Origin of the sequence: Sandarakinorhabdus sp. AAP62 (genome assembly GCF_000331225.1) — a bacterium.
Lineage (GTDB): Bacteria > Pseudomonadota > Alphaproteobacteria > Sphingomonadales > Sphingomonadaceae > Sandarakinorhabdus.
Map to the genome: position 1 here is coordinate 33,635 of NZ_ANFY01000014.1, position 13,429 is coordinate 47,063.

Here is a 13,429-nt window from a genome sequence, read left to right on the forward strand (position 1 = left end):
CGGCTAGTCGAGATTTGGCCGCAGCAACTGGGTGGCCCGCTCGCGGCTTACCCCCAGCCGGGCGGCATAATCCTCCAGCTGGTCCGGCCCCACCCGCGCCACGCCAAAGTAGGCGCTTTCGGGATGGGCAAAATAGAAGCCCGAAACGGCGGCTGTCGGCCACATGGCGAAACTGTCGGTCAGCGTGATGCCGGCGCGCGCTTCCACGTTCATCAGGTCGAACAGATGGGTTTTCAGGCTGTGTTCCGGACAGGCCGGATAGCCCGGCGCCGGGCGGATGCCGGTGTAGCGCTCGCGGATCAGATCCTCGTTGGACTGTTTGTTGCCCTTTTCATGGCCCCAGATTTCACGGCGCACGCGCTCGTGCAGATATTCGGCAAAGGCTTCGGCCAGCCGGTCGGCCAGCGCTTTCAGCAGGATATCGTTGTAATCATCATGCCCGGCCTTGAAGCGGGCCAGTTGCACATCGATGCCCTCGCCCGCCTGCACCGCAAAGCCGCCCAGCCAGTCGGCTTCAGGGTGGATGAAGTCGGCCAGGCACATGTTGGCGCGGCCATCACGCTTGGCGATCTGCTGGCGCAGGAACGGCAGGCGCTTGACGGCGCTGCTGCGGCTTTCATCAGCGAACAGCACGACATCATCACCTTCGCGCCGGGCTGGCCAGATGGCGATCACGCCCTTGGGATGCAGCCAGTTTTCGGCCACGATGGTTTTCAGCATCACCTGCGCGTCGGCAAACAGGCTGGAGGCGCTGGCGCCCACCACCTCGTCGGTGAGGATCGCCGGATAATTGCCGTGCAGTTCCCAGGCGCGGAAGAAGGGCGTCCAGTCGATATAGGGGATCAGCATCTCCACCGTCACATCGTCGATGGTCATCGTGCCGACGAAATTGGGCTTCACCGGCGGGTGCGCGATGAAATCGGTGGGGAAGGCGTTTTCGCGGGCCTGCGCCAACGGCACCAGCGCCGATTGGCCGCCGCCAGCGCGCTGGATGCGGATCTTCTCATATTCGGCCGCCGTTTCAGCCACCAGCGCCGCTTTCAGCGTATCCGAAACCAGCGTGCCCGCCACACCCACGGCGCGGCTGGCGTCGAGCACATGCACCACGGGCCCCTCATAGGCCGGCGCAATGCGCAATGCCGTGTGCACGCGGCTGGTGGTCGCGCCGCCGATCAGCAGCGGCATGGTCATGCCCGCTCGGCTCATCTCGCTGGCCACATGCACCATCTCATCCAGGCTGGGCGTGATCAGGCCGGACAGGCCGATCATGTCGGCATCATGTTTCACCGCCGCGTCCAATATGGTCTGCGCCGGCACCATAACGCCCAGATCGATCACCTCGAAATTGTTGCACTGGAGGACAACGCCGACGATGTTCTTGCCGATATCGTGCACGTCGCCCTTCACGGTCGCCATGATGATGCGGCCCTTCGACGATGCGCCTTCGGTCTTTTCGGCTTCGATATAGGGCAGCAGGTGCGCCACCGCCTTCTTCATGACGCGGGCGGATTTCACCACCTGCGGCAGGAACATCTTGCCGCTGCCGAACAGATCACCCACCACGTTCATGCCGGCCATCAACGGGCCTTCGATCACCTCGATCGGCCGCGCCACGGTCAGCCGCGCTTCCTCGGTGTCCACTTCAACAAACGCGTCCATGCCTTTGACCAGCGCATGTTCCAGCCGCTTTTCCACCGGCCATGTCCGCCACAATTCGGCAGCCGGATCAGCCGCCTTCTGTGGGCCGCCCTTGAACTTGTCTGCCACCGCCAGCAGGCGATCGGTCGAATCCGCGCGGCGGTTGAGCACCACGTCCTCGACGAGCTCGCGCAGTTCCGGATCGATGGCGTCATACACATCAAGCTGGCCCGCGTTGACGATGCCCATGTCCATCCCCGCCGCGATGGCGTGATAGAGGAACACCGAGTGCATCGCCCGGCGCACCGGCTCGTTGCCGCGGAAGCTGAACGACAGGTTGGAGACACCGCCCGAGACATGCGCGTGCGGGCAGCGCTTGCGGATTTCGCGCGTCGCCTCGATGAAATCGACGCCGTAACCATTGTGCTCCTCGATCCCCGTGGCGACGGCAAAGATGTTGGGATCGAAGATGATGTCTTCCGGCGGGAAACCGATGCCGGTGAGCAATTTGTAGGCGCGTTCGCAGATTTCCACCTTGCGCTGCGCCGTGTCGGCCTGGCCCTGTTCGTCGAACGCCATCACCACCACGGCCGCGCCATAACGCAGGCACTTCCTCGCCTGAGCGAGGAACGGCGCTTCGCCTTCCTTCATGCTGATCGAATTGACGATGCCCTTGCCAACCAGGCACTTGAGGCCCGCTTCGATCACACTCCATTTCGATGAATCGACCATCACCGGCACCCGCGCGATGTCGGGCTCGGCCGCAATCAGGTTCAGATAGGTGACCATGGCCGCTTCGCTGTCGAGCAGGCCTTCGTCCATGTTCACGTCGATGATCTGCGCGCCATTTTCCACCTGCTGGCGCGCGACTTCCACGGCCGCGGTGTAATCGCCGTTCAGGATCAGCTTCTTGAATGCGGCCGAACCGGTGACATTGGTACGCTCACCGATGTTGATGAAGGAAGCGCTGGCCAGCCCCTCTCCCGGGCCGGCTGCGCCGTCGCTCGACCTCTCCCCGGCGGGGAGAGGTGAAGCACCATCACCGCTCCCCGCCGGGGAGAGGTCGACTCGCGACGAAGGCGCGGCGGGAGAGGGGTTCTCACGCTGCATAGCGGTGCGCCTCAAGGCCCGTCAGATACAGGGCCGTTTCGGGATGGGGAATGATGCGCGGCGGCAGGCCCGCCACTTGCCGCGCCATGGCGGCGATATGCTCCGGCGTGTTGCCGCAGCAGCCGCCAACGATGTTGACCAGGCCTTCGTCCGCCCAACCACGGATGAAGCCCGCCGTCGTTTCCGGCTGTTCGTCATAGGCGCCCAGATCGTTGGGCAGGCCGGCGTTGGGATAGGTCATGATCAGTGTATCGGCCTGCCGGGCCAGCGCCTGTACGTGCGGGCGCAGTTCAGTGGCGCCGAACGAGCAGTTGAGGCCGACGGCCACCGGCTTCACATGGCGGATCGAGTGCCAGAAGGCCTCCACCGTCTGGCCGGAAAGATTGCGGCCCGACAGATCGGTGAGCGTCATCGACAGCATCACCGGAACCTCGCGGCCCAGGGCGTCAGCCGCCTCGGCGGCGGCAAAGGCGGCGGCCTTGGCGTTGAGCGTATCGAACACCGTCTCGATCAGGATGAAGTCCACCCCGCCATCCAAGAGCGCATCGATCTGCTCGCGATACACATCCTTCACGCCATCGAACGTCACTTCGCGATAGCCGGGGTCAGACACGCGCGGGGAGAGTGACAGCGTCTTGTTGGTCGGCCCCAGCGAGCCCGCTACCCAGCGCTGGATGCCATCAGCCGCGATGGCGGCGTCCACGCAGTCGCGCATGATGCGGGCGGCGGCGAGGTTGATCTCGCGCACGCGGTCTTCCATGCCGTAATCGGCCTGGCTGATGCGGTTGGCGTTGAAGCTGTTGGTGGCCAGCAGCCGCGCACCCGCCGCGATATAGCGGTTGCAGATACCGGCGATGGCATCGGGCCGCGTCAGGTTCAGTATGTCGTTGTTGCCCTTCTGATCATGATTGCTGGCAATCTGGCCGGCATAATCCGCGGCAGTGAGGCCCAGATTCTGGATGGCGGTGCCATAGGGGCCATCCTTCACGATGATGCTGGTGGCAGCAGCGGCACGGAGCGATTCAGCGGCGGTCATGCGTGGGTCTCCTGCACCGGCCGCACGCCCAGCAGATGGCAGATGGCGTACGACAATTCGGCGCGGTTCAATGTGTAGAAGTGGAAGTGCCGCACGCCGCCGGCATAGAGCCGACGCGACATTTCGGCGGCCACGGTGGCGGCGACCAGCTGGCGCGCAGCGGGCTTGTCATCCAGACCGTCGAACAGGCGCCCCATCCACTCCGGCAGATGCGTGCCGCAGCTCACCGCCATCTTCTTCAGATTGGCATAATTGCTCACTGGCAGGATGCCCGGCACCAGTTCGATATCGAGGCCGGCGGCGGCCACCTGATCGCGGAAGCGGAAGAAGGTATCGGGTTCAAAGAAGAACTGGCTGATCGCCCGCGTCGCGCCGGCGTCGTGCTTGGCCTTCAACGCGTCCAGATCGGCCTGGGCGTTGGCGGCTTCCGGGTGAGTTTCCGGGTAGCAGCTTACCGAAATCTCGAAATCATGGCGGCGCTTGAGGGCGGCAACCAATTCGGCGGCGCTGGCGTAACCACCGGGCACGGGCTGGAATTTCGCCTCTCCACCCAAGGGCCCCTGGGGCGGATCACCACGCAGCGCCACGATATGGCGCACGCCAGCGGCCCAATATTCATCCGCAATCTGATCAAGTTCCTCGGCCGTGGCGTTCACACAGGTCAGGTGCGCGGCAGCCGGGATTGGCGTTTCCTGCACGATGCGCGCGACCGTGGCGTGGGTGCGTTCCCGAGTCGAACCGCCGGCGCCATACGTCACCGACACAAAGCGCGGGTTCAGCGGCACCAGTGTTTCCACGGCCTGCCACAGGCTTTCCTGCATAGCCGGGGTTTTCGGCGGGAAGAATTCAAAGCTCACCGCCAGATCGCCGGGCAGATCGGCAAACAATGGGCCGTTCAGCGCCCGCGCGGCTTCGGCCATCTGATTGAGAGTCAGGTTCATCACTTCACCCTTACGGCCGGCTTGGTTGCCAACCACATCGTCACGCCGAGTTGATCCGCGGCTTCCGCCGGCAGCCGCCGCGCGACTTCGCCCGCCAGCCCGGCATCGGCCATCCAGCCCAGCACCGCCTCATCAGCAAAGCCCAGGCGCAGGTGGCGGCGTTCCACCCGCAATTCCTCGCGATTGTGCGGCATCAGATCGATCACCAGCAGCCGGCCACCGGGCCGCAGCACGCGCGCGGCCTCGGCAATGGCGGCGGCGGGATTATCGGCAAAATGCAGCACCTGGTGCAGCACCAGCGTATCGGCACTGGCAGGGCCAAGCGGCATTTCATACATGTCACCGGCCTGCACGCGGGCGCTCGTCAGGCCCGCCGCTTCCAGCCGGTTGCGCGCCAGGCGCAGCATTTCCGGGTTGCGGTCCAGCCCCAAGGCAGAGCGGGCGCGCGGGCCGAGCAGTTCCACCATGCGCCCGGTGCCAGTGCCGACATCGACGAGATCACCCAGATCACCGGCAAGCGCAGCGACGATGGCCTGTTCCACCCCGGCTTCGCGGGTGTGCAGGCTGCGTTCCTGTTCCCATTCGCCGGCGTGTGCGGCGAACCAGCTGTCCACCGCCGCTGCCCGGTCGGCGCGCACCTGGCTGAGCCGGGCCCGATCGCTGGCGCCCAGATCGGCGGCGCCGGGAACGACGCTGGCCAGCGCCTCGATAGCCGCCAGCGCGGGGCCGCTGATGGCCACCGGCCCCAGCCGCACGAACACCCAGGCGCCTTCGCGCACCCGTTCCACCAGGCCCGATTCGGCCAGGATGCGCAGATGGCGGGACACGCGCGGCTGGCTTTGTTGCAGCACCTGGGCAATTTCGCCCACGGCCAGCTCCATGCCCTTCACCAGCAGCAGGATGCGCAGCCGGCTGGGATCTCCAATGGCGCGGAATATGGCGAGCAGCGGCTCCATGACCGGCCCTTTACACGCATTTAAAGACATAAAGCAATCTTTATGTGATGCCATTCGATTGAATAAGGATGGCTGTCATGCCAAGCTTCCGGCCATGCGCTCCCTGCCCCCGCTCGCGCTCCTCGCCCTGCTGCTCACCGGCTGCGCCAGCACCGGCAGCACCGATCTTGCCCGTGCCGAAGCTGATCCGTGGGAGAAGAGCAACCGCCGCGTGTTCGCCTTCAACAAGGGGCTGGATCGCTGGGTGGTAAAGCCCGTCACCAGCGGTTATCGCGCCGTCACGCCCAAGCCGGTGCGCACCGCCGTTTCCAATGCCTATGGCAATTATGGCGAGCCGGCCAATTTCCTCAACAGCGTATTGCAGGGCAAGTTCGCCCAGGCCTTCCGCACGCTCGATCGCTTCCTGCTCAATTCCACATTGGGCGTGGCCGGCGCGATGGACGTCGCCACCGATCTCGGCCGCCCGCGCGAGGCCGAGGATTTCGGCCAGACGCTGGCGCGTTGGGGCGTCAAATCCGGGCCCTACGTGGTGCTGCCGCTGTTCGGCCCCTCCACCTTGCGTGATGGCATCATGACTCCGGTGGACTTCTTCGTTGATCCCGCCGATTTTGCCCGCAACGCCTGGCTCAGCCCCGGCTGGGACGTGCGCATCGGCATGGCGGGCGGGCGCATCATCAATTTCCGCAACACGCTGATCGAAACCGGCGCAGACAAGTTGCTGGCCGACAGCCTCGATGATTACACGCTGGCCAAATCCGCCTATCTGCAGCGCCGCCGCCTGCAATTGTTCGACGGCCAGTTGCCGGCCGAGGAAGACCCGTTCGCGGAGCCGGCCGAGGAAACGCCGCCCCCCGAACCCCCGAAGGCCGAACCGCCTAAGCCTTGATGGCGCTGCCCATCACCAGCGGGGTGAGTTTCTTCAGCGCGCCGAAGGCATGTTCCTCCTCCTGCACCGGCATCGGATCGAGCGTGAAGCCGGCATCGCGCACCAGCTGCGCCGATGGCCGATTGAGATTGCAGCCCACGCCCACCACTTTCTGGATCGGGTTCAGCCGCTGCTGCCAGCGCTGCCGTTCCGGATCGTCGGACAACACATGCTCCATGAACAGGAATCGACCGCCGGGCTTCAGCACCCGCCGCACCTCGGCCAGCACCTGCCCCACATCCTGCACGCTGCACAGCGTCAGGCAGCACACAACCGTATCGAAGCTGGCATCGGCAAAGGGCAATTTCTCACCGGCACCGGGCACGGACTTGATCGGCACCGGCGATCCCGCCAGATGCGCCGCCGCGCGCCGGTTCATGCCCTCCGAAGGCTCCACCACGGTCAGGCTGATCACCTGCGCGGGATCATAGAAGGGCAGGGTCGCGCCGGAACCAAAGCCAATTTCGAGCACGTCACCCGTGGCCTGGCTCACCAGCGCCTGGCGCCGTCGCATGATGTTGGGATGGCCCAGCGCCCGATCGAGCAGCCACGGGAAGATAGTTTCGGAATAAAGGCCCATGTCGGCGATGTTTGCACGGGGTTGGCGCGCTGGCCAGCACTGGTTATCGTCAGGGAATGCGGATCACCCTTGCCCTCGTCGCCCTTTTGCTCGTTTCGTGCAGCAAGGACGCGGCTGCGCCCGCCGGCAATGAGCAAGCGGTCATCGACAAGGCCAATGCCGACGTGATGGCGGCCGAGGCGGAGGCTGGAGCCGCGAAGTGAGGTTCAGGCGGGCAAGGGCCGACGGCGGCGCTGCATGGCCCCAACCAGACCAAAGCCCGTGATCAGCATCGCCCAGCTCGCGGGTTCGGGCACCGATAGGCCAAAGGTACCATTGGCATTGCGGTTAAGAATGCCGCCATCATCCGTCAACAGCCCGAACTCCGGCGCCAGATCAATGGTGAGCAGTCGGGCGGTGTGATAGAAATCACTTTGGCCGCTGGTTTGACTGCTCATGAAGCCGACGATGAAATAATTCTCGCCCACGTCCATGTCGAAACTCATGGACAGCCGGTCATCGAAACTGCCGCCCGCCGAACAGCGCGTATCCGCTCCGAAACAGGCGGCCCGCCCGATGAACTGCGGCTGCAGCGTGTTGATATAACCCGGCGAGTTCGGGCTCTTGATCAGCGTGATGTCGCCGGCCGTGCTTTCGAACAGGATATAGCTGCCGTTGGCGTCCGAGAGAGCGGTGAACCCCTGCGCCACCCCGCGATAGGCGAGGAAATAATAAGTGAAATTCTGCGGGGCGGCGATCTCCGGTGGCAGATACTGATCGGCCGGTCCTGGCGCAAAGTTACCGGTGAGCCGGAAATCATAGGTCAGCCGCGCCGTCGTGCCGGGTGTGCCGGTCACCGTCTGGTTCACCGCCCACACGCTGGTCCCAGCGCCATAGACAAAACCAGCCGAGGCGTCCGACGCGATCCCGAGCTTGTTCAGCCACGGGCTGGATTGCACCTTCACATTGTTGGCGGTGCCCGGGCCCTGATTGCCGGTGAGATCAATCACACCAGCACCGGCAATCGATGTCTGTTGCAGATTGCCGGCGATTGGCCCGCCCTTGTCGGCATCAACAAAGGTGACCCCGAAACTGGCCGACGTCGCGCCGGCTGCAAATGCCGGCGCAGCCAGCACAAATGTGGCGGCGATGAAAAACAAGCGCATGACAACCCCCGTTGCTAACCCTCATCAAAATATTGTTTCATGGGCAGGGGCGATTGTAAATGTGGGATTTGGCAATTCGGATGTCAGATGCGTGGGGCAGCGCTGGTGGGCGCGGCCGGCGGCAGAGCCGCCGAGTCCGCTTGGGCTACCAAGAAATAAAGTAAGCAAGGAAGATCGTGGCGGAGCCACGCCGTCAGACGAATCAAAAAGGGCGGTCCTGAGGGACCGCCCTTTTCGTTCGCTGGCCGGATCTCGCCGAGTCTGGCCGCAACGCGCTGCGTTGCGGCCAGCCGTCTCAATCAGAAATCCATGCCGCCCATGCCGCCCATGCCACCCGGCATGCCACCGGCACCGCCCTTGTCGTCAGCCGGCAGATCGGTGATCGCGGCTTCCGTGGTGATCAGAAGCGAGGCCACCGAAGCGGCATCCTGCAGCGCGGTGCGGACGACCTTGGTCGGATCGATCACGCCGGCCTTGACCAGGTTTTCATAGACTTCGGTCTGGGCGTTGAAGCCGATGGTGGCATCATTGCCTTCCAGCAGCTTGCCGGCCACCACGCCGCCATCGTGGCCGGCGTTGACGGCGATCTGGCGCACCGGGGCCTGGATCGCGCGGCGCACGATGTCGATGCCGCGGGTCTGGTCGTCGTTGGCGCCCTTCATGCCGTCCAGCGCGCGGGTGGCATAGAGCAGCGCGGTACCACCGCCCGGAACGATGCCTTCTTCCACCGCGGCGCGGGTGGCGTGCAGGGCATCATCAACGCGGTCCTTGCGCTCCTTCACTTCCACTTCGGTGCTGCCGCCAACCTTCAGCACGGCAACGCCGCCCGCCAGCTTGGCCAGCCGCTCCTGCAGCTTTTCACGGTCGTAATCGCTGGTGGTGATTTCGATCTGGGCACGGATCTGTTCCACGCGCGCCTTGATCGCATCGGCCGAACCTTCGCCATCAACGATGGTGGTGTTGTCCTTGTCGATGGTGACGCGCTTGGCCTTGCCCAGCATGGCCAGCGTGACGTTTTCCAACTTGATGCCCAGGTCTTCGCTGATCATCTCGCCGGCGGTCAGCGTGGCGATATCTTCCAGCATCGCCTTGCGACGATCGCCAAAGCCCGGCGCCTTGACGGCGGCAACCTTCAGGCCACCGCGCAGCTTGTTGACCACCAGGGTGGCCAGCGCTTCGCCTTCGATGTCTTCCGCGATGATCAGCAGCGGACGGCCCGACTGCACCACGGCTTCCAGCACCGGCAGCATCGCCTGCAGGCTGGAAAGCTTCTTCTCGTGGATCAGGATATAGGGGTTGTCGAGCTCGACCTGCATCTTCTCGGCATTGGTGATGAAATAGGGGCTCAGATAGCCACGGTCGAACTGCATGCCTTCGACCACGTCCAGCTCGCTGTCCATGCCCTTGGCTTCCTCGACGGTGATCACGCCTTCCTTGCCAACCTTTTCCATCGCCTTGGCGATCATGTCGCCAATCTCGCTTTCGCCGTTGGCCGAAATCGTGCCGACCTGGGCGATTTCCGACGAGCCCGAAACCGGCTTCGAACGCGCCTGCAGATCCGCAACGACCTTGGTCACGGCCAGATCGATGCCGCGCTTCAGATCCATCGGGTTCATGCCGGCAGCGACCGACTTCATGCCTTCGCGCACGATGGCCTGGGCCAGCACGGTGGCAGTGGTGGTGCCGTCACCGGCAGCGTCGTTGGTCTTGGAAGCGACTTCGCGCACCATCTGCGCGCCCAGGTTCTCGAACTTGTCCTTCAGTTCGATTTCCTTGGCCACCGACACACCGTCCTTGGTGATGCGCGGGGCGCCGAAGCTCTTTTCGATGACGACGTTGCGGCCCTTGGGACCCAGCGTCACCTTCACGGCATCAGCGAGGATATCAACACCGCGGATGATGCGTTCACGCGCATCACGACCAAATTTCACGTCCTTGGCAGCCATTTGCCTTGCTCCTTTGAATTTCTAATGGATTCAGCGACTTGAATTTCCGGGATTACATGATCCCCAGAATATCGCTTTCCTTCATGATCAGCAGGTCTTCGCCGTTCAGCTTGACCTCGGTGCCGGACCACTTGCCGAACAGGATGCGATCGCCGGCCTTCACTTCCAGCGGCGTCACGGTGCCATTGTCGGCGCGGGCACCGGTGCCAACGGCGACAACTTCGCCTTCCTGCGGCTTTTCCTTGGCGGAATCGGGGATGATGATGCCGCCGGCAGTCTTGGATTCGGCTTCGACGCGGCGAACCAGCACGCGGTCATGGAGTGGACGGAATGCCATGTTTCCCTCTTTCGATTTGCAGTGTTTGCACAAATTCCCGCCGCTGTTGGCACTCACCCAAAGCGAGTGCCAGCGGCTGAGGAGGCATATGGGTCCCTGCCCCGACGCCGTCAAGGGTTTCGCAGCAACAAGAACGCCCTGTCGCGAGAATGTCATCTTGTCATCTGGACAAAGCCGGTGCCGCACCGCCACAACAGGGCGATGCCCCGTTTGCGCTCCGCCCTGTCTGCCACGCTGGCCGCCGCCCTGTTGCTGAGCGGCTGTGGCGGCGGCGGTGGCAGCAGCAGCGGGCCGATTGCAGTGACCCCTGCCCCCACGCCAACGCCCACACCGCAATGCACGCTGCGTGATCGCCAGCTCTGGGCCGAAGCGCAGATCCGCGAATGGTATCTCTTCCCCGAAGACCTGCCGGCCAGCCTGTCGCCCGACGGCTTTGCCACGGTGCAGGCCTATATCGACGCGCTCACCGCCAATGCGCGCGCCGCGGGCAAGGATCGATTCTTCACCTATGTGACCAGTATCGCCGAGGAGAACGCCTTCTTCTCGCAAGGCCAGACGGCGGCCTTCGGCATCCGGCTGGAACATGACAGCAATGCCCGGCGCACCTATATCCTCGACGTGTTCGAAACCGGCCCCGCCTTTGCCGCCGGCTTTGATCGCGGCGCCGAAATCCTTGCCATTGGCACCAGCCCTGACAATCTTGTCCCGGTCACCACCCTGTTTGTGCAAGGCGGGTCTGCGGCGGTGTCCGATGCGCTGGGGCCTTCCCAGGTCGGCGTCACCCGCACGATCCGCTTCACGCTGAACGGCACGGAGCGTACCGTCACCATCAGCCGCGCCGAATTCAACATCCCGCCGGTGTCCAGCCGCTTTGGCGTGCAGAGCTATGATCAGCCGGGGCTGGGCCGGGTTGGCTATGTCAATCTCAGGAGCTTCATCAGCACCGCCGAAACCCCGCTGCGCGATGCCTTCGCCCGCTTCCGCAGCGAAGGCGCCACCAACATCATCGTCGATTTCCGCTACAACAGTGGTGGACTGGTGCGCATCGCCGAAGTGATGGGCGATCTGATGGGCCGCGATCGACTGGCCAGCGACGTGTTCAGCTTCACCACCTATCGCGCGTCGAAATCGGCCGAAAACGAAACCCGCCTGTTCCGGTCTGACGCGCAGGCGGTGGCGCCAACCAACCTCGCCTTCATCGCCACCGATGCCAGCGCGTCTGCCAGCGAGCTGGTGATCAATTCGATGCTGCCCTGGCTCCAGAACCGGATCACGCTGGTGGGCGAGAATACATCGGGCAAGCCGGTGGGCCAGATCGCCATCGATCGCGCCGCCTGCGATGATCGCTTGCGCATCGTTGCCTTTGCCACCCAGAACGCCAGCCGCCAGGGCGATTATTTCAATGGCCTGGCCCCCTATCTGCCGTCACGCGGCGGGCGAACCTGCGCTGCCAGCGATGATTTCGGCCGTGTGATGGGCAACCCGGCCGAGGCGTCCACCGCGCGCGCCATCGCCTCGCTGCGCGGCGAGAACTGCGCCGCCATTGCCGCGGCGGCGGGCGACATCCGCGAACAATCGCTGGGCCGCCAACCGCTGCTCGCCCGCACGCCAAACGCAGCCCAGCGCGAGATGCCGGGCACATTCTGAGCCATTCTTCGTCACCCCGGTAAAAGCCTGGGTGACGTATTGCTTCAAACCTTCAGCAACTGCTTGCCGAAATTCTTGCCCTCGAACAGCCGGCGCAGCGTCGCCGGGCAATTCTCGAAGCCATGCGCCACGTCTTCGGCGGTCTTCAGCTTGCCGGCCGCCATCAGCTTGGCCAGTTCGGCTACGCCCTCGCCATAGCGCTTGGCGAAATCGAGGATGATGAAACCCTCCATCCGCCCGCGCATCACGGTCAGGCTCATGTAGTTCCGCAGGCCCGGCGTGCGATCTTCGGCGGTATCATTGTAGCTGGAAATCCCGCCGCACAGCACGACCCGCGCCCTGAGCGCCAGGTTGGCCAACGCCGCATCCAATATTTCGCCGCCGACATTTTCAAACACCACGTTCACGCCCTTGGGCGCATGTTCGCGGATCTGGCGCGCGACGTTGCCGGCGCGATAATCGATACAGGCGTCCGCGCCGGCCTGTTCGACCACCCAGCCGCACTTTTCCGCGCCGCCAGCGATGCCGATCACCTTGCAACCCAGGGCTTTCGCCACCTGCACCACCACGCTGCCGGTAGCGCCCGCGGCGCCCGATACCAGCACCGTGTCGCCCGCCTTGGGCTGGCCGATTTCGGTGAGGCCGAACCAGGCGGTGAGACCCGTCACCCCGAACACGCCGAGCGCCTGTTCCGGCGTGATGCCGCCGCGCAGCTTGGTCACCGGGCCGGTCTCGGTGCTGCCATCGCCCAGCCAATGTTCCTGCCAGCCAAAGGTGCCCTGCACCACGTCTCCGACCGCGAAGCCGGAGTGCTTGCTCGCCACCACTTCGCCGATGCCGCCAGCGCGCACCACGCCGCCAATCGGCACCGCCGGCAGATAGGTGTCACCGCCCAGCCAGCCACGCTGGGTGGGATCGAAGGAGAAATGGGTAAGTCTGACGAGAAACTGGCCCTCGCCCACGTCGGGCATCGGCACCGAGACCAGCTCGAAATCACTGTCCTTCAATGGGCCGTTCGGGCGCGATTTCAGCAGCCATTTGCGTGTGGTGGTCATGTGTGTCTCCTTCCATCTTCTCCCCTCCCTTGCAAAGGGAGGGGCCGGGGGAGGGTGCTTGCCACCAGGACGATCCCCTGCGGAGAGGAAACCCCCCCCCCCCCCCCCCCCCC

12 protein-coding genes are annotated in these 13,429 nt (G+C 64.4%); 3 read left to right on the forward strand and 9 right to left on the reverse strand.

The window, feature by feature from the left end:
- Window positions 1-3: 3 nt before the first annotated feature.
- The 4 genes from metH to D619_RS0113060 are packed head-to-tail and all read right to left on the reverse strand — an operon-like array spanning window position 4 to window position 5,681.
- Window positions 4-2,748, reverse strand: a complete 2,745-nt coding sequence (metH, locus tag D619_RS0113045; protein WP_081587169.1) for a methionine synthase — start codon at window positions 2,746-2,748, stop codon at window positions 4-6.
- Window positions 2,738-3,784 (reverse strand): homocysteine S-methyltransferase family protein, encoded by a 1,047-nt coding sequence (locus D619_RS0113050; RefSeq protein WP_017669044.1) that lies wholly within the window; start codon window positions 3,782-3,784, stop codon window positions 2,738-2,740. Before D619_RS0113050 ends, metH begins: the two co-directional genes overlap by 11 nt.
- Window positions 3,781-4,725, reverse strand: a complete 945-nt coding sequence (gene metF / locus D619_RS0113055) for a methylenetetrahydrofolate reductase [NAD(P)H] (protein ID WP_017669045.1) — start codon at window positions 4,723-4,725, stop codon at window positions 3,781-3,783. Before metF ends, D619_RS0113050 begins: the two co-directional genes overlap by 4 nt.
- Window positions 4,725-5,681, reverse strand: a complete 957-nt coding sequence (locus tag D619_RS0113060; RefSeq protein WP_017669046.1) for a metalloregulator ArsR/SmtB family transcription factor — start codon at window positions 5,679-5,681, stop codon at window positions 4,725-4,727. The genes metF and D619_RS0113060 overlap by 1 nt, the downstream gene beginning before the upstream one ends.
- Before the next feature lie 94 nt (window positions 5,682-5,775).
- Between D619_RS0113060 and D619_RS16665 the strand changes: the two genes are divergently transcribed.
- Complete coding sequence (locus D619_RS16665) at window positions 5,776-6,567, forward strand: VacJ family lipoprotein (RefSeq protein WP_017669047.1); 792 nt, start codon at window positions 5,776-5,778, stop codon at window positions 6,565-6,567.
- Here the strand turns inward: D619_RS16665 and D619_RS0113070 are convergent.
- Window positions 6,557-7,186 (reverse strand): class I SAM-dependent methyltransferase, encoded by a 630-nt coding sequence (locus D619_RS0113070; protein ID WP_017669048.1) that lies wholly within the window; start codon window positions 7,184-7,186, stop codon window positions 6,557-6,559. The genes D619_RS16665 and D619_RS0113070 overlap by 11 nt on opposite strands.
- Before the next feature lie 56 nt (window positions 7,187-7,242).
- Here D619_RS0113070 and D619_RS18155 point away from each other — a divergent pair, with 56 nt between their 5' ends.
- Window positions 7,243-7,389 carry a hypothetical protein gene (locus D619_RS18155; protein WP_017669049.1) on the forward strand — a complete coding sequence of 49 codons (147 nt, stop codon included), beginning with the start codon at window positions 7,243-7,245 and terminating at the stop codon, window positions 7,387-7,389.
- A gap of 3 nt (window positions 7,390-7,392) precedes the next feature.
- On the opposite strand, the gene D619_RS18375 is transcribed toward D619_RS18155, so the two are convergent.
- From D619_RS18375 to groES, 3 genes are all read right to left on the reverse strand, one after another.
- On the reverse strand, window positions 7,393-8,331 hold the full coding sequence (locus D619_RS18375; RefSeq protein ID WP_017669050.1) for a PEPxxWA-CTERM sorting domain-containing protein: 939 nt from the start codon (window positions 8,329-8,331) through the stop codon (window positions 7,393-7,395).
- A gap of 299 nt (window positions 8,332-8,630) precedes the next feature.
- A complete protein-coding gene (gene groL / locus D619_RS0113085) occupies window positions 8,631-10,277 on the reverse strand; it encodes a chaperonin GroEL (protein WP_017669051.1) in 1,647 nt (548 codons plus the stop codon).
- A gap of 52 nt (window positions 10,278-10,329) precedes the next feature.
- Window positions 10,330-10,614 (reverse strand): co-chaperone GroES, encoded by a 285-nt coding sequence (groES, locus tag D619_RS0113090; protein ID WP_017669052.1) that lies wholly within the window; start codon window positions 10,612-10,614, stop codon window positions 10,330-10,332.
- Between the two features lie 201 nt (window positions 10,615-10,815).
- Between groES and D619_RS0113095 the strand changes: the two genes are divergently transcribed.
- The gene (locus tag D619_RS0113095) at window positions 10,816-12,261 is read left to right on the forward strand and encodes a S41 family peptidase (protein WP_017669053.1); all 1,446 of its coding nucleotides are present in this window, start codon (window positions 10,816-10,818) and stop codon (window positions 12,259-12,261) included.
- 44 nt (window positions 12,262-12,305) lie between these two features.
- Here D619_RS0113095 and D619_RS0113100 read toward each other — a convergent pair whose 3' ends face one another.
- Window positions 12,306-13,316 carry an NADP-dependent oxidoreductase gene (locus tag D619_RS0113100; RefSeq protein ID WP_017669054.1) on the reverse strand — a complete coding sequence of 337 codons (1,011 nt, stop codon included), beginning with the start codon at window positions 13,314-13,316 and terminating at the stop codon, window positions 12,306-12,308.
- Window positions 13,317-13,429: the final 113 nt, after the last annotated feature.